Below are 20,164 nucleotides of genomic sequence, written 5' to 3' on the forward strand. Positions count from 1 at the left end.
AGCGTGGGCTGGTCGCCCGTATAGCTGTGGATGGTGGTCATGAAACCGCGCGTAATGCCGATTGTGTCGTGCAAGACCTTGACCACAGGGCTAAGGCAGTTGGTGGTGCACGACCCGTTCGAGACGATGCGGTCGGCTGCGGTCAACTGGTCATGGTTCACGCCGTAAACAATGGTTTTGTCCGCGCCGCCGGACGGGGCCGAGACCAGAACCTTGCCCGCGCGCCCCAGATGCACCCTGGCCTTTTCCGCGTCGGTGAAAATGCCGGTGCATTCCAGAACAATGTCAATATCGTCCCAAGGCAGGTTTGCGGGATCACGTTCGGCAGTCACCTTGATGGGACCGCGCCCGACATCGATGCAATCCCCGTCAACGGTGACTTCGGTCGGGAACCGGCCATGCACGGAATCAAAGCGCAGCAGATGCGCGCTGTTTTCAACCGGACCAAGATCGTTGATGGCAACGATTTCCAGATCATCGCGGTTCTGCTCGACCAAGGCGCGCAGCACCAGCCGCCCGATACGGCCAAACCCGTTAATGGCAAGACGTGTGGTCATCGGCCCTTATTCCCCATATTTGAACTGTGGTTTGAAATCCTGTGATTGCGCTAACATGATCGGCACAGGAAAATCAAGCGGCAAGCGGAATAACATGCCGCGTGGTGACGGGGCCTTGGTCCTGTCGTGTCCGTTAGCAGATGGTGCAGCCCTGCGCGCGGGTGGGGCGTTCGGGCGTGTAGCCCGCAGCCATAAGGCCGAACATGCCGCCCTGCACGTCAATGACAGGCACGTCCAGTTGTTGTGCCAGAATGCGCGCCGCGCGGCTGGTGCGGTTTCCCGTCCGGCAGATCAGCGCGACCGGTTGGCCGGATTGTAGATGCGGGCGCAAGGCGGCTAGAAACGCATCAGGGGTGTCAAATGGCAGCAAGACCGCATTGGGCAGAACACCGGTTTCGACCCATTCATGCGGTTGGCGTATATCGACCAGCACCACCGGCGCGTCCTGTAATTGCTGCGCAGAAGGTTGGGCCGTGAACACCTGGCCTGCGGTGGCGGGTGTGGTCAGGCAGGACAGGGCAAGAAGGATCGGGGCAAGAAAGCGCATTCGCAACAACCTTTATGATTTTTTGAATATGTATCAGCGGGTCGTGCAAGATAGAATATGACAGGGCGTCGCATGAAAAAACCCGCCAATTGGCGGGCTTTTGGTCGTGTCTTGTGATGCGCTAGTGGATCAGCCGCCCCATTGCGCCGGCCACATCGGCCATACGGCACGAAAACCCCCATTCATTGTCATACCACGCCAGAACGCGCACCATACGACGCCCCACAACCTTGGTCTGGTCGGGCGCGAAGATCGAGGAATGCGGCGTATGGTTGAAATCGATGGACACTTTCGGTTCTGGATCATAGGCCAGCACGGCCCCCATGGGTCCGTTTGCAGCCTCGCGCATGATGGCGTTGACTTCGTCCGCAGTGACGTCCCGCCCCGCATAGAAGGTCAGATCCACCGCGCTGACATTGGGCGTGGGCACGCGCAGCGCGGTCCCGTCCAGTTTGCCCGCCAGTTCCGGCAGCACCTCGCCCAGCGCCTTGGCGGCGCCGGTGGATGTGGGGATCATGGCCATGGCCGCGGCGCGTGCGCGGTACAGGTCCTTGTGGCGGCGGTCCAGTGTCGGCTGGTCGCCCGTATAGCTGTGCACAGTTGTCATAACACCGGATTCAATGCCGATCGTGTCATTCAGCACCTTGGCCAGCGGGGCCAGACAATTCGTCGTGCAAGACCCGTTGGACACCACCAGCTGGTCGGCGCGCAGGCTGCGGTGGTTGACGCCATAGACGATGGTGGCGTCGGCATTCTTGGCGGGGGCGGATACCAGAACGCGCGACGCCCCGCGCGTCAGGTGGACCGCAGCCTTGTCACGGTCATTGAACTTGCCGGTGCATTCCAGCACGACGTCAACGCCGTCCCAGTCCAGTTCTTCGGGGTTGTATGTGGACATGACCTTGATCGGCCCGCGCCCCAGATCCAGTTTGTCCCCATCCACCCGGATGGTTCCGGGGAAACGGCCATGGACGGAATCGTATTTCAGCAGATGGGCATTGGTCTCGATCGGGCCAGTGGCGTTGATCTTGACCACTTCGACATCGTTGCGCGCGCTTTCGGCGATATGTGCCAATGTGCACCGCCCGATGCGCCCGAATCCGTTGATTCCGATGGTGATTGTCATGCCCATTCTCCGCGCTGTGCTACTATTCTTGGGTATAGCCAGCCGATCAGGGCGAAAAAAGGGTCAAAACCCGTTTGAAACGGGCACGTTAGCGCAATCTTGCAATGATAGGGCTAACGTGTCTGCGCAAATAGGCGCCATGCGGCCGCCTGCGCCCCTTGCGCCGCGTGCCCTGCCGTTGCAAGAAGTAGGGCGGGCATGGCCCCGCATGTGTAACACCGCCATGCAGGAGCAGACAGGTTTGGCCCTTCTCGACAATATCTTGAGTCTGATCGATATGCGGTCCTTTTCCTCGGTCTGGTTCTGGATTGTCGTTGCGTTGTTCTGGTCGGCGGTCACCCATACGGTGCTGGGCGTGTCCTATGACCTGATTGTTCAGGCGCGCAGGAAAGGCGGGCAACCGCTGGCGGATATGCAGGCGCTGGTTGAAATTCATGTGCGGCGCATGCTGGCCATGGTGCGCCATGTCGGGCATTGGATCATGGGCTTTGTGGCGGCGGTGCTGTCGCTGATTTTTGTGCTGGCCTTTGTCTACGGGCTGGAAATGGCGCAAGCCCTGTTCCTGCTGCTTTTGCCGTTGACCATAACGCGGTTGATGGCGCTGCGCCTTGCGTTCCGGATCGAACGCGAGGGGATGCACGCGGAAAAACTGATTCAGGTGCTGTTGCGCCACCGGCTGTGGGTGCAGTTGCTGGGCGTTGTCATCATCTTCATGACAGCGATCTGGGGCATGATGCGTGTGATGACGGCCTCGGTGTTGTCGATATAGGGGCAATGGGCGGATTTCAGGCATTGACACCGGATCAGCGCGGGGTAGGTCAGGCGCGATGACACAGACCTATTCGCAGATCATACTGGGCGGCGCACCCGAAGGGTTTGATGCGCTGTTGCTGGCACGCGAGCTGGAGAAAACCGGCGCGCCCCTGCTGCATGTTGCCCGCGATGACAAACGCGCCGAGGCAATGGCCCGCGCCCTGGCGTTCTTTGCGCCGGAAATCACTGTTTTGCGCTTTCCGGCATGGGATTGCCTGCCTTATGACCGCGTGTCGCCCAATGCCGATGTGTCCAGCGCGCGGATGGCCACGCTGGCGGCGCTGGCGCATGGCGTGCCTGGCCCTTTTGTGGTGTTAAGCACGCTGTCGGCGGCCATGCAGGCCGTGCCTGCGCGCGATATCGTGGCGGGCGCGTCCTTCGTGGCGCAGGTCGGACGGCGCATTGACGAGGGGGCGTTGCGGGGCTGGCTGGTGCGTATGGGGTTCACGCAGGCCCCTACGGTCACCGAACCGGGGGATTATGCCATTCGCGGCGGCATTATCGACATCTACCCCCCCGGCGAGCTTGGCCCCGTGCGGCTGGACATGTTCGGCGATGTGCTGGAGGGGGCGCGCCGGTTCGACCCCGCGACCCAGCGCAGTCTGGAAAAGCTGGATGTGGTGGAATTTGCGCCAGTGTCCGAGATTATTCTGGATGAGGCGGCAATCACGCGGTTCCGGCAGAATTATCGCATAGAATTTGGTGCCGCGGGCAGTGATGACCCGCTGTATGAAGCCGTCAGCGCGGGGCGCAAACATCAGGGGATGGAGCATTGGCTGCCGTTCTTTCATGCCCGTATGGAAACGCTGTTTGACTACCTGCAAGGCGCATCGGTCCTGCTGGATGACCAGATCGAAGCCGCACGCATTACGCGCTGGGACGGTATTGCCGACCAGTATGATGCCCGCCGAGAGGCGATGGCAGACCGCAAGCGTTTGGACACAATCTACAAGCCTTGCCCGCCCGAGCAGTTGTATCTGAATGAAACGGCATGGGTGCAGGCCGTGTCGGGCAGGCGGGTCATCCAGTTGCAACCGACAAAGACCGCACCGGGGCCGGGCGTTCTGGATGCAGGCGGGCGGATGGGGCGCAGTTTTGCCCCCGAACGGCAGGCGGAAGCCAATGTGTTCGATGCGCTGGCCGCCCATATCAATGACCGGCGCGCGCATGGCGATGTGGTGATCGCCAGCCATTCGGATGGCGCGCGCGAACGGTTGTCGGGGCTGCTGGAAGATCATGGCGCGGGGCGTGCGCAGAATATTGCGACAGCGCGCGATATGGGCGCTGCATCGGGGGGCGGGCGGCTGTTTCTGACCGTCTGGCCGCTGGATGCAGGGTTTGAAGCGCCGGGTCTGACGGTGATTTCCGAACAGGATGTATTGGGCGACCGTCTGGTCGGGCGTGCCAAACGGCGCAAGCGCGCCGAGAATTTCCTGACCGAGGCGCAAAGCCTGTCGCCCGGTGATCTGGTTGTGCATGTCGATCATGGCGTGGGGCGCTATACGGGGCTGGAAACCATCAGCGCGATGGGGGCGCCGCATGAATGCATCGCGCTGGAATATGCGGGCGGGGACCGTCTGTTCCTGCCGGTGGAAAATATCGAACTGCTGTCGCGCTATGGCCATGAAGAAGGGCTGCTGGACCGGCTGGGCGGGGGCGCATGGCAGGCCAAGAAGGCGCGGCTGAAGCAGCGCATCCGCGAAATTGCAGACAAGCTGATCCGTATTGCAGCCGAACGCCAGTTGCGCAAAGCCCCCCAGTTCAGCGCGCCTGATGGCATGTGGGACGAATTTCTGGCCCGCTTCCCCTATGCCGAGACGGATGACCAGTTGCGCGCCATCGAAGATGTGATTGATGATTTCGACTCCGGCCGTCCCATGGACCGGCTGGTGGTGGGCGATGTGGGGTTCGGCAAGACCGAAGTCGCCATGCGCGCGGCCTTCATCGCGGCCATGTCCGGTGTGCAGGTTGTCGTCATTGCGCCCACCACGTTGCTGGCACGCCAGCATTACAAGACCTTCGCGGACCGGTTTCGCGGCTTTCCCATCAATGTGCGGCCCCTGTCGCGATTCGTCAGTGCCAAAGATGCCAATGCCACCCGCGAGGGGCTGGCCAAGGGCAGTGTGGATATTTGCATCGGCACCCATGCGCTGCTGGCCAAGGGCGTGAAATTCGCCAATCTGGGCCTGTTGGTGATTGACGAGGAACAGCATTTCGGTGTGACCCACAAGGAACGCCTGAAGGATTTGCGCAGCGATATCCATGTGTTGACACTGACGGCCACGCCCATTCCGCGCACGCTGCAACTGTCGCTGACAGGAGTGCGCGATCTGTCCATCATCCAGACCCCGCCTGTGGACCGGCTGGCCATCCGCACCTATGTCAGCGAATTCGACACTGTGACCCTGCGCGAGGCGTTGTTGCGCGAACATTATCGCGGGGGGCAGTCGTTTTTCGTGGTGCCGCGTATTTCCGACCTGCCGGAAGTTGAAGATTTCCTGCGCACTCAGGTGCCGGAAATCAGCTATGTCACCGCCAATGGCCAGATGGCCGCGGGCGAGCTGGACGAGCGGATGAATGCCTTTTATGATGGCAAATATGATGTTCTGGTCGCGACCAGTATTGTTGAGTCCGGCCTTGATATTCCGCGCGCCAACACGATGATCGTGCACCGCGCCGATATGTTCGGGTTGTCGCAACTGTATCAGATACGCGGACGTGTCGGGCGGGCCAAAACGCGCGCCTATTGTTTCCTGACCACAAAGCCGCGCGCGCCATTGACCCCGCAGGCGCAAAAACGCCTGCGCCTGCTGGCCAGTCTGGACAGTCTTGGGGCGGGGTTCAACCTTGCCAGCCATGACATGGACCTGCGTGGCGCAGGCAATATTCTGGGCGAGGAACAGTCCGGCCATATCAATGAGGTCGGCTATGAATTATACCAGCAAATGCTGGAGGACACGATTGCCAAGATCCGGTCCGGCGAGATTGCGGATGTCTCTGATCTGGACGGGCAATGGGCGCCGCAAATCAATCTGGGCGTGCCGGTGCTGATACCAGAGGACTATGTCCCCGACCTTGATGTGCGCCTTAGCCTGTACCGGCGCTTGTCGGGGCTGACAAACAAAGTCGAGCTGGAAGGATTCGCTGCCGAACTTATCGACCGTTTTGGCAAACTGCCGAGAGAGGTGAACACCCTTCTGGTGGTCATGCGCATCAAGGCCGAATGCAAACGCGCAGGCATTGCGAAGCTGGATGCAGGACCGAAGGGCGCGACGATCCAGTTCCATAACGACAAATTCGCAAACCCTGCGGGGCTAGTGGAATTTGTGACCGACCAGCAGGGTCTGGCAAAAGTGCGTGACAACAAGATCGTCGTGCGCCGCGACTGGAGCACCGAGAAAGAGCGTGTGCGCGGTGCCTTCGCGATTGCGCGTGATCTGGCGGTGAAGGCGGATGCCAAGGGCTGAGGCGTGTTGTCGGAACCTGCGGTCGGGCGGTGTTGGCCTATGGGGGGGATAGAAGTGTCCAAGGCGCGGAACAAAGGGCGCGGGCTATATCCATAGCCGCAACGCTGAGATAGGCTGGACTTACCCCGCGCTGCGCGTCCCGCTGCCATGACGGCGGTATGGCGCAATGAGGGGGGGGCAATCAGGGCACTTGGCAATCATCCATCATTTTTGATAAGACTGCCTTATGAAAGTTACCCTGAAACAGCTTGCCTATTTCCGTGCGCTGGCACAGGCCCGCAATTTCGGGCGCGCGGCGGAACTGGCCAATGTCACGCAACCCGCCCTGTCGATGCAGATCAAGGAACTGGAAGGTGTGCTGGGCGTGGCGCTGGTGGAACGCCTGCCGCGCGATGTGCGCCTGACGCGCGCAGGCCGCGAGGTGCTGGCGCGGGCCGACCGCATTTTGTCGGAAGCGATGGAACTTGAAACCTCGGCGCGGCGGCAGGGGTTGCAGGCGGCGCTGACGCTGGGCATGATTCCCACGATTGCGCCTTATCTGCTGCCCGGAACGCTGGCGCGGTTGCGCGCCGGTGACATAACCCGCGACCTGCGCCTGCGCGAGGCGCAGACCGCCGACCTGCTGTCGGGGCTGCGCGAAGGGCGGCTGGACGCGGTGGTTCTGGCCGATCCAGCGCCCGCGCCCGATCTGGTCATTGCGCCGCTGTTTCAGGACCGTTTTGTGCTGGCAGGGTCCGAAGGGCGCATTGGCGTTCTGGAACAGGGGCGGCGCGCGCTGGACCCGACCACGCTGAACCCCGATCATCTGTTGTTGCTGGATGATGGCCATTGTCTGGCCGATCAGGCGCTGGCCTTTTGCGCGATCGACCGGCGCCAGACGCGGCTTGATCTGGGGGCGTCCACGCTGTCCACGCTTTGCGGGCTGGTGGCGCAGGGGTTCGGGCTGACATTGCTGCCCGAACTTGCGGTGCGTGCCGAAGCGGCGGGCGGGCAGGGAATTGTGCTGCAACGCTTTGGCCAGCCCGAACCCTTCCGGCAAATCGCGCTGTTGCGCCGTGCCTCATCGGACGGGGGGGCATGGTTCGACGATCTGGGCGCGCATCTGTGCCATGCGGGGCAGGAGTTGATTGCGGCGGCGCGGCTGCGTTGTGCGCCAGTGTGAAGCGGCCATGCAGCCAATGCATGGCGGGCTTGAACGGTTGGCGTTGTTTTTGCCCTGAATTCGGGCTAGATGGAAGCTGGCAGCGTCCAGAGGAGGGGAAGCCTTGCGCGATTTGAAATTGCCTGACCAGCGCCACCCGGAAAAAGCCCACCGCGCGGTGCAGGCCCAACCCAAGAAACCCGACTGGATTCGCGTCAAGGCCCCCGGTGGCAAGGGCTATGCCGAAACGCATAAAATCATGCGCGAACACAAGCTGACCACTGTGTGCGAAGAAGCCGGTTGCCCGAATGTGGGCGAATGCTGGTCGCAAGGCCACGCCACCATGATGATCATGGGCGAGATCTGCACGCGCGGCTGCACATTTTGCAATGTGGCCACCGGCCGCCCCGACACATTGGATGCGTTTGAACCGGGCCGTGTGGCCCATGCGGTTGACAAATTGGGCCTGAAACATGTGGTCATCACATCGGTGGACCGCGATGATCTGGACGATGGCGGGGCGGAGCATTTCGCCCAGACGATTCGCGCCGTGCGTCACCGCAGCCCGGACACAACCATTGAAATCCTGACGCCGGATTTCCTGAAATGCGCGCCCTCGGTGCTGGAAACCGTGGTCGCCGCGCGCCCTGATGTGTTCAACCACAATCTGGAAACCGTGCCGGGCCTGTATCCCGAAGTGCGCCCCGGCGCGCGCTATTTCCACAGCCTGCGCCTGTTGCAGCGCGTGAAGGAACTGGACCCGTCGATGTTCACCAAATCGGGCATCATGGTGGGCTTGGGCGAAGACAGGCAGGGCGTGTTGCAGGTCATGGATGACATGCGCGCGGCGGATGTGGATTTCATTACCATTGGCCAGTATCTGCAACCGACCCCGCGCCACCACCGCGTGGACCGTTTCGTGACGCCGGATGAATTCAAATCCTATGAGAAGGCCGCCTTTGGCAAAGGGTTCCTGATGGTGTCGGCCACGCCGCTGACGCGCTCCAGCTATCACGCGGGCGATGATTTCGCGCGCCTGCGCGATGCGCGGCTGGCAAGGCTTGCGGGCGCGTAAACTGCTGTTTTGCGGTGCCGTTATGGTCCATGCCTTCGGCAGAGAGTATTTGTGGCAAGATGAAACCCGAAGCTGCGCCTGCCACGGCGGATGTGAAGGGGTGCATTTGTCCCGATGGGGCGCTATGAACGGGCCAACGAGCCGACTCAGGAGTGCTGCATCATGACATTTTCACGCGCCATCAAGATTGCGCCGTCCATTCTGGCCGCTGATTTCGCCAATTTCGGGGCCGAATGCCGCGCGGTGGAAGATCAGGGCGCGGATTGGGTACATGTGGATGTGATGGACGGGCATTTTGTGCCCAATATTACCTTCGGTCCGGCCACCTGCGCTGCCATCCGCCCCCATATTCGCGGCGTTATGGATGTGCATCTGATGATCGCGCCGGTTGACCCCTATATCGAGGGGTTCGCAAAGGCGGGTGCGGATTTCATCACGGCGCATATGGAAGCGGGGCCGCATATCCACCGCACCTTGCAAGCCATCCGCGCCAGTGGTGCGAAGGCGGGTCTGGCCCTGAACCCCGGCACCGGGCTGGACGGGGTGGAAAACCTGCTGGATATGATTGATCTTGTCTGTGTGATGACGGTCAATCCCGGTTTTGGCGGGCAGAAATTCATCGATATGACGGACAAGGTGCAGCGCTTGCGTGCCATGATCGGGGCGCGGCCTGTTCATATTGAAATTGACGGCGGAATCACGCCTGACACGGCACCTGTGATGGCGCGCGCGGGCGCGGATGTGCTGGTTGCGGGCTCTGCGGTGTTCAAGGGCGGATCGGTGGACAGCCCTGCGCCATACGGGGACAATATTCGCGCGATCCGCACGGCTGCGGAAGCGGCCATAGGGGTCGCGGTGTGATCCGCGCGGTTGTCTTCGACCTTGATGGCACGCTGATTGACAGCGCGCCCGATATTCATGCCGCCGCCAATCTGGTGCTGGACGGCGCAGGGCTGCCGCAGGTCAGTTTTGAGCAATCGCGCAGTTTTGTGGGGCGGGGCGCCCGCGTGTTCGTGGAGCGTATGGAGCACGCGGTCACAGGGGGCAATGACCCCGCACTGACCGCGCATTTGCATGCGCGGTTTCTGCATTTCTATGAACGCGCGCATGAACACACGCGGGTTTACCCCCATGTGCCCGAAATGCTGGCGGAATTGCGCGGCAAGGGGCTGGGCTTGGGCCTGTGCACCAACAAACCGTTGCGGCCCACACAGGCTGTGCTGACGCATCTGGGCTGGGACAGCATGTTTGATGTGGTCATTGGTGGCGACAGTCTGGCGGTGGCCAAGCCCGACCCCGCGCCGCTGCTGGCGGTGGTGTCCGGTCTGGGCCTGACGCTGGCCGAGATTGCCTATATCGGTGACAGTGAAACCGACGCGGAAACGGCTGAACGTGCAGGCGCGCGCTTTGGCCTTTATACGCAAGGGTATCGCAAAACGCCGGTGGAGCAGATGTTCCACCATTTCCGGTTTGATGATTACCGGCAGATGACCGGCCAGTTGTTCCAGCCAGGTTGAAGGTCCGCAGATGACCCAACCCCGCCGCCCCATGCCGCCGCCATTACATGTGCCCAAGCCCGGTTTCGGGCGGCGCACCCCGCCTGCGATATTTGCGCCGATTATGGGGGTGTTCGGGCTTGGGCTGGCGTGGCGCGCAGGGGCAGGGCTGTTTGGCATGTCGCCTGCCATTGGCGAGGTGATCCTTGGGGCGGTGTCCCTGCTGTTTGTGTTCGCGCTGCTGGCCTATGTGGCAAAACCCCTGCGGCGTGCATCCGCGCTGGTAGAGGATATGCGCGTATTGCCCGGACGGGCGGGGCTTGCCGCTGCCAGCCTGTCGCTGATGCTGCTGGCCGCCAGCCTTGCGCCCTTGGTGCCGCGGGTGGCCACAGTGCTGGCATTATGCGCATTTGTGGTCCATCTGGGGCTGGTTGCCTTGCTGGTCCATGTGCTGCGCACAAGCCCGCCCGAGGGGCGCGTTGTGACCCCTGTGTTCCATCTGAGTTTTGTGGGCTTTATCATCGGGGGTGTGGCGGCGAATGCGTTGGGCCATCACGATATTGCGCGCGCGCTGGTCTGGGTGATGCTTGTGCCTGCCGCGATAATCTGGGGAATAAGCCTGCGCCAGATCGTCACGCGCATCCCGCCTGCGCCGCTGCGCCCGTTGCTGGCCATTCATCTGGCGCCTGCCTGTCTGTTCGCCATTGTGGCGCATGGCGCGGGGCTGCACGGCGTGGCACAGGGGTTTGCAGTGCTGGCCATCGTGATTTTCGCAGCCCTTATGGCAAGCCTGCGCTGGTTGACGGTGGCGGGGTTTTCGCCGCTATGGGGGGCGTTCACCTTTCCTTTGGCGGCGTTTGCGACTGTGCTGACACTGGTATCGGGGGGCACGGGTGTTATGGGGCTGGGGGCGGGCGTCATTCTGGCGCTGGCGACATGCGTTGTGCCTGTTATTGCCTACAGGGTGCTGAAAATGTGGCCGGGCGGCAGTCTGGCGGCGAAAACCAACGCCGCCGAAGCCTGAGCCTGTGCCCGACAAGAGAACCCCGATACAGGGGTTTTCATTTCCGCCAAGACGTGAAAAAGGAAACTGCCAAGCGATCCACCCATAAGGAGGCCGGTCATGGAGATTCGCGAGGCGCTTACCTTCGACGATGTGCTTCTGGTGCCAGCGGCATCAAGCGTTCTGCCCACGCAGGCAGATACCACAACTTTTGTTACCAAATCCATCAGGCTGAACATTCCGCTGCTGTCCTCGGCTATGGACACAGTGACCGAAGCGCGTATGGCCATTGCCATGGCGCAGGCCGGCGGGATGGGCGTGATTCACCGCAATCTGGACACCGATGCGCAGGCTGATGCGGTGCGTCGGGTCAAACGCTTTGAATCGGGCATTGTCTATAATCCTGTGACCCTGTCGCCAGACCAGACGCTGGCGGATGCCAAGGAATTGCAGGCGCGCTACAGCGTGACGGGGTTTCCGGTGGTGGACAGTTCCGGTCGGGTTCTGGGCATTGTGACCAACCGCGACATGCGTTTTGCCAGTGATGACAAGACACCGGTGCGGGTGATGATGACCGCCGATAATCTGGCCGTCCTGCGTGAACCTGCCGACCGCGAGGAAGCGCGCAGCCTGATGCAGGCGCGCCGGATCGAGAAATTGCTGGTCACGGATGCGAAGGGCCGCCTGACCGGATTGCTGACCTTGCGCGATATTGACCGCGCGGTGCTGAACCCGACGGCCTGCAAGGATGATCTGGGGCGGTTGCGTGTGGCGGCGGCATCAACCGTGGGTGATGCGGGGTTTGAACGGTCGATGGCGCTGATTGATGCAGGCGTCGATCTGGTGGTGATTGACACCGCGCATGGCCATTCCGAAGGGGTGGCGCGTGCGGTGGAACGTATCAAGGCGCAAGCGCCGGCCGCGCAGGTTGTGGCGGGCAATGTGGCCACGGGGGACGCCACGCGCGCGCTGATCGATGCGGGCGCGGATGCCGTGAAGGTGGGCATTGGTCCGGGGTCCATATGCACCACGCGCGTCGTGGCGGGCGTGGGCGTGCCGCAACTGACCGCGATCATGGATTGCGCCGCCGCTGCGGGTGATGTGCCCATCATTGCGGATGGGGGCATCAAGATGTCGGGCGATTTCGCCAAGGCGATTGCGGCAGGCGCAAGCTGCGCGATGGTGGGCAGTGCCATTGCAGGCACGGATGAGGCACCGGGCGAGGTGATCCTGTATCAGGGGCGCAGCTTCAAAAGTTACCGTGGCATGGGCAGCCTTGGGGCAATGGCGCGCGGCTCTGCCGACCGGTATTTCCAGAAAGATGCTGCCAGCGACAAACTGGTGCCCGAAGGGATCGAGGGTCAGGTTCCTTATAAGGGGTCTGTGGGTGCGGTGCTGCACCAGATGGTCGGCGGTTTGCGTGCGGCAATGGGCTATACCGGCAAAGGCACAGTTGCCGATATGCGCGGCCAGTGCCAGTTTGTCCGCATCACCAATGCCGGATTGAAGGAAAGCCATGTGCATGACGTGCAGATTACCCGCGAAAGCCCGAATTACAGGGTTGGCTAGGCGCGTATGACGCTTCTGGAACAGACGACCCTGTTCGGGGACTGGCCCACATTGACGGCGGCGATTGTCGCCGTCTTTCTGGTCGGGCTGTCAAAAGGCGGGCTGGGCGGCGCGTTTGCATTGATGGGCGTGCCGATACTGGCGCTTGTCATGTCGCCGGTTCAGGCGGCAGCGCTGTTGTTGCCGGTCTTGCTGATGATGGACGGTGTCAGCCTGTGGACATGGCGCGGCTGGTTTGACCGTGCCACGCTGGTGCATCTTTTCCCCGGTGCCTTGCTGGGCATTGCCATTGGCGGGCTGGCGGCGGCCTTCACATCGGAAGCGTTGGTGCGGTTGATCGTGGGGGTGGTCGCCCTTGGGTTTGTCGCGCGTATGGCGCTGGCGCGGTCCGGTGGGGCGGCACAGGGGCACGGGCATGTGCGTGGCGGGTTCTGGGGCAGCGTTGCGGGGTTCACCAGTTTCGTGGCGCATGCAGGCGGCCCGCCTTTTCAGGTCTATGTGCTGCCCCTGCGGCTGGACCCGAAAGTGTTTACCGGCACAAGCGTGATTTTCTTTGCCGTGGTGAATGCGATCAAGGTGATCCCATATGCGGCCTTGGGCCAGTTTGACCGCGTGACACTGGTGTCCGCAGCCGTGATGCTGCCGCTTGCCGTCCTTGCGACATTGCTGGGTGCGGCTGTGGTCAAGCGCATGCGGGCCGAGGTGTTTTATCCGCTGATGTATGTGATGATCACGCTGGTGGGCCTGAAGCTGGTCTGGGACGGCGTGAACGCGCTGCTTATCTGACAAGCCCTGCGCGCTGTGCGGTGCGCAAAATGGCATTCGCAACCGCGTCGGGGCGGGCGTGATGGGGCATATGGCCAACGCCGTCCAGCCGTGTCAGGTTGACCGAGGGGACCTCGCGTTCCAGCCGTTCGGAATGGATGGACATGCCCACAGTTTCATCAGCCGTGCCGTGCACCACCTCGATGGGGATGTTGAGTGCGGGATATCCGGTGGCCATTGCTTCGACATGGGGTTTCAGGCCGTTCACCTGCTGGGCATTCAGCGCCAATTGTTCCGCGCGCAGGGTCAGGTCGCGGCCCAGATGATCCAGATACCCGTCCGGCACCGGATTGGGCGCAAATACCCCGTCCAGCGTCGAGTCCACCGCAGATGCAGGGGCGAAGCGCGCCACCAGCGGCAGCACAACGTGCTGGCCCAACGCAGACGCGCTGATGCGATACCACAACCCCAGATCACCCGGCCACGGATGCGAGGCGGGGGCCAGCAAGGTAAGGCCCGCCACGTCATCGCCCGCGCGCAACGCCCAAGCCAGCGCCACAGCCCCGCCATAGGAATGGCCCAGCACAATGGGGCGGGTCACATCCAGTTCGGCAACTGCCGCGCGCAGAATATCGGCCTGTTCCACCGGCCCGTCCGGCCCGCCGAAATCATCGGAAAACCCGAAACCGGGCCTGTCCAGTGCAATGACGCGAAAATCGGCGGCCATCCGGTCAATCAGGTCGAAACTGAAATCGCGGGCATTTCCATTGGCCCCGTGGATCATGACCAGATCTGGCCCCTGACCGCGGATCACGGCATGAATGCGCCCCTCGGGCAGGGTCACAAACGCCCCTTCGGGCTGTGTCTGGGCATGGGCCATCCGGTCCTCCGCCATGCCGACGCAGGCTGTCACTAGGCCCGCGCCCAGAACAAGTGCTGCAAATCTACTGGCCGATATTTTCAAGGTCATACGGTGTCGTCTGGTAAATCTGGTTTATCCAGTTGCCATATAGAAGATGCGCGTGGCTTCGCCAGCGATTGAGGGGTGTTTTCGCGGGATTGTCATCGGGATAGTAGTTCTGGGGCACATTTATGGGCTTTCCGGCCGCGATGTCGCGGTCGTATTCGTCCTTCAGCGTGGTGCTGTCATATTCGAAATGGTTAAAGATCATCAGCGCGCGATGCGCGGGATCCTGAATCAGGCAAGGGCCTGCCTGATCCGAGGCGATAAGCGTCTCCAGCCCGTCCACGGCGTCGATATCTTCCTGCCGCAATTCGGTCCAGCGGCTGACAGGGATCAGCAGATCATCCGAAAACCCCCGCAAATAGGGCGAGGCCGGCGCCAGATTGCGGTGCCGGAAACAGCCGAACGCCTTGGCGTCCAGCATATGTTTGTTGACGCCGTGGAAATGCCACAGCATGGCCATGCCCCCCCAGCACACACCGAATGTGTTATGCACATGGGTTTGCGTCCAGTCCAAAATCTGGGTCAGTTCCTGCCAATAGGTCACGTCCTCATAGGGCAGGTGCTCGATCGGGGCGCCGGTGATGATCAGCCCGTCAAAGCGCTCATCCTTCACATCCTGAAAGGGGCGGTAGAATTCGGCCATATGTTCGGCGGCGGTGTTCTTCGTCTCATGTTCGGACATGCGGATCAGCGACAGCTCGATCTGCAAGGGGGTGGACCCGATCAGCCGCGCGAACTGGGTTTCGGTCTGGATTTTCTTGGGCATCAGGTTCAAAAGCCCGATGCGCAGGGGCCGGATGTCCTGCCGCGCGGCGTCTGTGTCCGACATCACCATGACCCCTTCGCGCGATAACACGTCGAAGGCGGGCAGTGTGGCAGGCAGCTTGATGGGCATGGGCGGCGTTCCTTGGTCAGGCGGTCGTCAGTTCGGCAGTTTTCCGGCAATCAGGGCCGTGAAGTCAGATGCAGTGCGAATGGCCGCCACATCCTCGGCGGTGATGGTCACGCCCCAGTTTCGGGCCATTGCACTGTAGCGGGGGGCGCGATGGGCCAATGCGCGCGCATAGGTCCACCGCACGAATGCGTCAGGGTTTATACGGTCTGCGGGCAAATTGGTTTCAACCTGATATGCGGCCCATGCATCGTGCAGGAAATCGGGCTGGTAATACATGGGTTTGGGCGCGCGGTCAAAACGGCGGATCAGTTCTGATGTATGCGCGTCGGACCCTTTTATCCAGACCGGCAGCACATGTTGGGTCAGGTGCGCCATCAGCGGGTCATTGGGGTCATTCGGGTCGATCACCTCGCAAATCGATCCGCCCGTGTCGCAGATGAAATTTGCATAGCCATACAGATCGCCCGCGCGGGTAATGAAATGGGGCGTGTCCGACAGGGCCGCGATTTCTGCGGCGCGGTGCTGGTCCTGACGGGTCATATAGTCGTCAAAGGGCAGCCCGCCTTGATCGGGGTTGCCCGGTTTGCCCAGATAGGTGGACAAGGGGGCCAGATTGTCGAAGGTGATGTTGGAACTGATATAGACCGAGTCCGACAGCAGCAATTCACGCAGCAGCGGCACTTTCATCGCTTCGCGTTTGAAATTATCGGCAATGAATTCGCCCATATAGCGCGTGCCGATCCGGTAGTCGACGGAGTAGTGGAACCAGTCGCCCGCATCGCGCAGCAGTTTGGACAGGTGCGTTTTGCCAAGGCCGGACATGCCGAACAGCATGACACGCTTGGCTGTGGCATCTTGCCAGCTTCGGGCGTTGGGGTACAGCATGGGCGGGTGGTCCTTGGTCGCACTATGGTGACACTGCCTAGCCACAGGCGCGCGCAGGGTCAATGCCACAGATAAAGGCCCCGCCGCGGGGGCAGGGCCTTGATGTGGTCGTATGGCGGGGGATCAGAAGTTGAAGCCCACGCGAATCCCTGCGCCAATGGCAGAGTTGCTGCCGAACTGGCCGTTAATGGTGGGAACAGTGGTTGCACTGCCCAATCGGGTGTATTGCACGCCGCCGCTGATGGTCATGTTGTCCTTGGTGTAGGACGCACCAAGCCCGATGGAATTGCGCTTGCCGGTGGGGCCAAGGTTGCTGGTCGGGCTGCCATTGCCGGTGTCATGCGACAGCGAGATCGAACCGGACCAGTTTTCATTGAAACGCCGACCCACGCCCAAGGTGTAGGTGACGGAGTTCTTCTGATACCCGACCAATGGCGCTGCAGCGAGGGGGGAGGCCATGAACTGCTCTGGTGCGATTTCAAAGTCTTTCCATTTGACCCAACGGACCGACCCGAACAGAAGCGTATCTTCGGCAATGCCGGTCTGGAACTCAAGGTTCAGCGATTCGGGGATCTTGGTTGTAAAGCGGGTCTGGTTTGTGCCTGCGCCCGGAAGTACGGGCCCCGTTTCAGTTGCGTTGAACGTGTGCTTGATGGACGACTGATAGGTCAGGGCCACACGCAGGGCAATTTCAGGCTGCTCATAGGCCACACCAACCAGATAGCCCCAAGCCTGATCCGTGTTGGTTGACATGGTGTATTGCAACGCGGGAAGGTTGACAGACCCGCTGGTCCAAGAAGACCGCAGACCGGCGTGGGCGCTGAAACCGTTGCCGAATTTGTAGCGCAAGACGCCGGTCAGGGTGGTGTTATCCACCTTGCCCGTCGCGCCTGTCAGCGTTGCGGTCGTGCCGGTCGGATAGCGGACATCCGCGCCAAAAGGCTGGTCAAGGATCAGCGCATAGGACAGTTGGTCGTTGATATCCCCCTTGAACGCGATTGATCCGGTGAAAAAGCTGCGCGCGATATTGCCGGTCGGGCCGGGGGCGTTGCCGCTGACGCGCGGTGCCCCATAGGTTGCACCAAATTCCAGATAGTTGCCTTCCTGAAACAGAATGTTCATGGATTGCGGGCTGCGTTCAATGCCGCCTGCCAGTGCGGGGCTTGCGCCCAAGGCCAAAAGGCCAGCTGCGATGTAACTACGCACGGAAATCTCCTCCTTCGTTCCGAGTAGGGTGACTCCTCTCACCCGCTAGGGTTTAGTAAACACCCTGGTCACCGGCCTGTCACATTTGACTTTGCGTCAAGTTGGGCGTGATTTGCGGCCATTGTGGCCACAATACAACGGTGGCCTGAACACGCAGTTAATTCGGGCGCAGCCGCGTGACGCCGACTGCCCCGCCGCGCGCCAGATCGGGGTCCAGTGTCATGGGAATATATTCGCCCCGCCGCCATAATTCGCCAAGATCGTCGTAATGGCGCGACAGCGGGTGACCGGACTGGCCAGTGGACAGAATAAAGACCGAGCTTTCGGGATCGGCGAAATCATATACCGCGCGGTAGACGGCGGCATGCACATTGGCAAACGGGTCGGGATCGCGCCCTGACGTGCGCGCCCGCATCAACGTGTGATCCCCGCCCGATGTGGACTGGCGGATATTGACCAGCGACCGCAGCCCCGGCACATCGCCCAGTGCCGCATGCCGGTGCGTGGCGGTATGCGCGTCCCCCCAGCGCCAGCTTTCAACGGATGTGCCATAGCGTTCGGTCAGGCGCAGCAGGGCTTCATCCAGTGCCAGAAGCGCGATTTCAGTGCAGCTTTCGCGCACCGAGGACTGGACCACATTGCACCATTCGGCGGCACCGTTCGTGTTGCGGAACACCCGTTCGATGAAGTCGGGATTGACATGAATGAAGGCATCTTCCAGCGGGCCAAGCTCGTCGCGGATCAGGCGGGTTTGCAGCGCGCGCATCCATGCCGAATAGATCAGGGGTTCGGGCAAATGCTCGTTCATCTCGCCGTTCCAGTCGGCCAGCAGACTTAGGGCGCGCTGGCGCAGATGGGCGCGGGTGCCGGCGGGTGCGGCCTCGCCCGAGAACCACAGATCAGCGGCAACCAGTGGCAGCAGCAGGCGGGCTGCGGGGCTGACGGTGTCCAGCTGCGCCTCGATGAAGCTGTCGCGGGTGTGAACGCTGCGCGCGCGCATCAGGTGCAAGAACCGCGTGATGCGCTGCGTGTCGCCCCAGTCATGGCTGACATGCAGCGGAAAGGGGCGATCAAGGATCTTGTTGTTGGTATTGCCCAGAATGCCGCTTTCGGGATCAACGAAACGCGGGTTTGACGAATAGGGCAAGGTGCCCAGCCAACGGTTTTCAGGGGCCCATCCGGGGGCGGGCATGCGCCCTTGGGTCTGGTGGTCGGCGCTGCGGCGGGGCAGGTGGCCAACGGTCTGCATGGCGATCCGGTCGCCGGTGGCCAGCATCAGGTTCTGGGCGGGGGCCACAAACAGCCGGCCCGCATCAATGGCATCTTCAATGGTTTGCGCTTGCATCAGGCGGATGGCCGCACTCATGGTGGTGTCTTCGCTGGTCAGGGCGGTCCAGCCAATGGTTGCGACATGTCCGGGCGGGGTGATGGTGCCCAGATCATACAGCGACCCCGACAGGACAGGGCCGTTTTCGGACCAGCGCAGGGTCAGCGTCAACGGGTCTTCATCCTTGACCCGAATGATGGACCCGCGGGTTTCAAACTCGGCCCAGCCATCGGGGGTGCGGTATTGGGCCGGATTGTCGGGGTTCAATTCCTCGATGAAAACATCAGTGTCATCGACATAGGCCGAGGTGATCCCCCAGCCCAGTGACGCGGACCGGCCAGTCAGAACCGCCGGAATGCCCGGAATGGTGGCCCCGATGACCCCGCCAGCGGCCAGTTCGATACGCGCCAGATACATCAGCGATGGCGCGGTCAGTCCCAGATGCGGGTCATTGGCCAGCAACGCCCCGTCCCCTGCCGCCCGCGACGGTGCCGCCGCAAAACTGTTGGATGCGCCCGCCAGCGTGTGGGGGTGGACAGGGGATAGCGGATCATCAAGCCGCGCAACCTGTGTCGGGGGGGGCAGGTCGGGGAACAGGCTGGAATATTCGGGAATTTCGGCCATGCCCGCGCCGGGCGCATCGGGCAGAAGATCGCGCAAGCGGTCATTGTCCAGCAGCGCCGACGCGCGCGCGCGCAGCACTTCATTCGAGATTTGCGAATTCAGCTGCACCGACAGAAGTTTCAGAATAGCCAGCGAGTCGGCAGGTTGCCATAAGGGTGTTTCTGCATTGAATATGAACAATTCCGGCGCCCCGCGACCACGCGCGCGGTCCGATGTCAGTTGCAGCCACGCGTTCACCCCGTTGGCATAGGCGCGCAGCGCATCCTGGGTGGCGGGGTCCTGCACCTCGAATGACGCGCGCGCCAGCCCGTAAATATCCAGTCTGCGCATCAATTCGTCGGTGCGCAGGGTCCGGCGGCCGAACATTTCGGACAGGCGCCCCTGGGCGGTGCGGCGCAACAGCTGCATTTGCCACAAACGGTCCTGCGCATGCGCGAAGCCAAGGCCGAAAAACACATCGCCGTCAGTTTCGCCGAATATATGGGGCACATTATGGGTGTTGCGCACAATCTCGACAGGGGCGGTCAGCCCGTTGAGGGTGAAATCCTCGTTATAGTCGGGCAAGGAACGCGACAGGAAGAAATAAACCGCCAGCGCTGCCAGCGCCGTCAGGGCCAACAGGCCGGACAGAATATATACGAGCCAGCGAAACAAGGTGAACATGGGCGCAAAACGGCTTTCGGTTGACGGTCATTCTGGCC

Annotated in this window: 17 protein-coding genes; 9 read left to right on the forward strand and 8 right to left on the reverse strand. The window is 61.8% G+C overall.

What is annotated here, in order from left to right; genetic code table 11:
- From ACTIE1_RS14565 to gap, 3 genes are all read right to left on the reverse strand, one after another.
- The coding region (locus ACTIE1_RS14565; RefSeq protein ID WP_439563460.1) for a type I glyceraldehyde-3-phosphate dehydrogenase at positions 1-557 on the reverse strand (557 nt) is incomplete at its 3' end.
- Positions 558-690: 133 nt separating this feature from the next.
- Complete coding sequence (locus ACTIE1_RS14570; protein WP_439560458.1) at positions 691-1,104, reverse strand: rhodanese-like domain-containing protein; 414 nt, start codon at positions 1,102-1,104, stop codon at positions 691-693.
- Between the two features lie 121 nt (positions 1,105-1,225).
- Complete coding sequence (gap, locus tag ACTIE1_RS14575) at positions 1,226-2,230, reverse strand: type I glyceraldehyde-3-phosphate dehydrogenase (protein ID WP_439560457.1); 1,005 nt, start codon at positions 2,228-2,230, stop codon at positions 1,226-1,228.
- A gap of 208 nt (positions 2,231-2,438) precedes the next feature.
- Here gap and ACTIE1_RS14580 point away from each other — a divergent pair, with 208 nt between their 5' ends.
- The 9 genes from ACTIE1_RS14580 to ACTIE1_RS14620 all read left to right on the forward strand — a co-directional run bounded on the left by ACTIE1_RS14580 (position 2,439) and on the right by ACTIE1_RS14620 (position 13,580).
- Entirely contained in the window at positions 2,439-2,999 is a 561-nt protein-coding gene (locus tag ACTIE1_RS14580) for a component of SufBCD complex (protein WP_439560456.1), read from the forward strand.
- A gap of 58 nt (positions 3,000-3,057) precedes the next feature.
- Entirely contained in the window at positions 3,058-6,510 is a 3,453-nt protein-coding gene (gene mfd, locus ACTIE1_RS14585; protein ID WP_439560455.1) for a transcription-repair coupling factor, read from the forward strand.
- 226 nt (positions 6,511-6,736) lie between these two features.
- Entirely contained in the window at positions 6,737-7,672 is a 936-nt protein-coding gene (locus ACTIE1_RS14590) for a hydrogen peroxide-inducible genes activator (RefSeq protein WP_439560454.1), read from the forward strand.
- 103 nt (positions 7,673-7,775) lie between these two features.
- Positions 7,776-8,726, forward strand: a complete 951-nt coding sequence (lipA, locus tag ACTIE1_RS14595) for a lipoyl synthase (RefSeq protein ID WP_439560453.1) — start codon at positions 7,776-7,778, stop codon at positions 8,724-8,726.
- 162 nt (positions 8,727-8,888) lie between these two features.
- The gene (gene rpe, locus ACTIE1_RS14600) at positions 8,889-9,587 is read left to right on the forward strand and encodes a ribulose-phosphate 3-epimerase (protein WP_439560452.1); all 699 of its coding nucleotides are present in this window, start codon (positions 8,889-8,891) and stop codon (positions 9,585-9,587) included.
- Positions 9,584-10,243, forward strand: coding sequence for a phosphoglycolate phosphatase (gene gph, locus ACTIE1_RS14605; RefSeq protein WP_439560451.1), 660 nt, complete (start codon positions 9,584-9,586; stop codon positions 10,241-10,243). The genes rpe and gph overlap by 4 nt, the downstream gene beginning before the upstream one ends.
- Before the next feature lie 10 nt (positions 10,244-10,253).
- On the forward strand, positions 10,254-11,246 hold the full coding sequence (locus ACTIE1_RS14610; RefSeq protein WP_439560450.1) for a tellurium resistance protein: 993 nt from the start codon (positions 10,254-10,256) through the stop codon (positions 11,244-11,246).
- 99 nt (positions 11,247-11,345) lie between these two features.
- Positions 11,346-12,794 (forward strand): IMP dehydrogenase, encoded by a 1,449-nt coding sequence (gene guaB / locus ACTIE1_RS14615; protein WP_439560449.1) that lies wholly within the window; start codon positions 11,346-11,348, stop codon positions 12,792-12,794.
- A 6-nt stretch (positions 12,795-12,800) separates the two neighbouring features.
- Positions 12,801-13,580 carry a sulfite exporter TauE/SafE family protein gene (locus ACTIE1_RS14620; protein WP_439560448.1) on the forward strand — a complete coding sequence of 260 codons (780 nt, stop codon included), beginning with the start codon at positions 12,801-12,803 and terminating at the stop codon, positions 13,578-13,580.
- On the opposite strand, the gene ACTIE1_RS14625 is transcribed toward ACTIE1_RS14620, so the two are convergent.
- The 5 genes from ACTIE1_RS14625 to ACTIE1_RS14645 all read right to left on the reverse strand — a co-directional run bounded on the left by ACTIE1_RS14625 (position 13,573) and on the right by ACTIE1_RS14645 (position 20,126).
- The gene (locus tag ACTIE1_RS14625) at positions 13,573-14,529 is read right to left on the reverse strand and encodes an alpha/beta fold hydrolase (protein ID WP_439560447.1); all 957 of its coding nucleotides are present in this window, start codon (positions 14,527-14,529) and stop codon (positions 13,573-13,575) included. The two genes, ACTIE1_RS14620 and ACTIE1_RS14625, sit on opposite strands and share 8 nt — an antisense overlap.
- Positions 14,504-15,421, reverse strand: coding sequence for a homoserine O-acetyltransferase MetA (metA, locus tag ACTIE1_RS14630; RefSeq protein WP_439560446.1), 918 nt, complete (start codon positions 15,419-15,421; stop codon positions 14,504-14,506). The genes ACTIE1_RS14625 and metA overlap by 26 nt, the downstream gene beginning before the upstream one ends.
- A gap of 27 nt (positions 15,422-15,448) precedes the next feature.
- A complete protein-coding gene (locus tag ACTIE1_RS14635) occupies positions 15,449-16,306 on the reverse strand; it encodes an ATPase (RefSeq protein ID WP_439560445.1) in 858 nt (285 codons plus the stop codon).
- A gap of 123 nt (positions 16,307-16,429) precedes the next feature.
- Complete coding sequence (locus tag ACTIE1_RS14640) at positions 16,430-17,512, reverse strand: OmpP1/FadL family transporter (RefSeq protein WP_439560444.1); 1,083 nt, start codon at positions 17,510-17,512, stop codon at positions 16,430-16,432.
- 157 nt (positions 17,513-17,669) lie between these two features.
- Positions 17,670-20,126 carry a penicillin acylase family protein gene (locus tag ACTIE1_RS14645; RefSeq protein ID WP_439560443.1) on the reverse strand — a complete coding sequence of 819 codons (2,457 nt, stop codon included), beginning with the start codon at positions 20,124-20,126 and terminating at the stop codon, positions 17,670-17,672.
- Positions 20,127-20,164 lie beyond the last annotated feature (38 nt).

The organism is Roseinatronobacter sp., assembly GCF_051859525.1.
In the GTDB taxonomy this organism is placed as follows: domain Bacteria; phylum Pseudomonadota; class Alphaproteobacteria; order Rhodobacterales; family Rhodobacteraceae; genus Roseinatronobacter.

Coding starts and splice junctions, on each gene's coding strand:
- ACTIE1_RS14570 (WP_439560458.1), bottom strand. CDS start 1,104: ATGCGCTTTCTTGCCCCGATCCTTCTTGCCCTGTCCTGCCTGACCACA.
- gap (WP_439560457.1), bottom strand. CDS start 2,230: ATGACAATCACCATCGGAATCAACGGATTCGGGCGCATCGGGCGGTGC.
- ACTIE1_RS14580 (WP_439560456.1), top strand. CDS start 2,439: ATGTGTAACACCGCCATGCAGGAGCAGACAGGTTTGGCCCTTCTCGAC.
- mfd (WP_439560455.1), top strand. CDS start 3,058: ATGACACAGACCTATTCGCAGATCATACTGGGCGGCGCACCCGAAGGG.
- ACTIE1_RS14590 (WP_439560454.1), top strand. CDS start 6,737: ATGAAAGTTACCCTGAAACAGCTTGCCTATTTCCGTGCGCTGGCACAG.
- rpe (WP_439560452.1), top strand. CDS start 8,889: ATGACATTTTCACGCGCCATCAAGATTGCGCCGTCCATTCTGGCCGCT.
- ACTIE1_RS14610 (WP_439560450.1), top strand. CDS start 10,254: ATGACCCAACCCCGCCGCCCCATGCCGCCGCCATTACATGTGCCCAAG.
- guaB (WP_439560449.1), top strand. CDS start 11,346: ATGGAGATTCGCGAGGCGCTTACCTTCGACGATGTGCTTCTGGTGCCA.
- ACTIE1_RS14620 (WP_439560448.1), top strand. CDS start 12,801: ATGACGCTTCTGGAACAGACGACCCTGTTCGGGGACTGGCCCACATTG.
- ACTIE1_RS14625 (WP_439560447.1), bottom strand. CDS start 14,529: ATGACCTTGAAAATATCGGCCAGTAGATTTGCAGCACTTGTTCTGGGC.
- metA (WP_439560446.1), bottom strand. CDS start 15,421: ATGCCCATCAAGCTGCCTGCCACACTGCCCGCCTTCGACGTGTTATCG.
- ACTIE1_RS14635 (WP_439560445.1), bottom strand. CDS start 16,306: ATGCTGTACCCCAACGCCCGAAGCTGGCAAGATGCCACAGCCAAGCGT.
- ACTIE1_RS14645 (WP_439560443.1), bottom strand. CDS start 20,126: ATGTTCACCTTGTTTCGCTGGCTCGTATATATTCTGTCCGGCCTGTTG.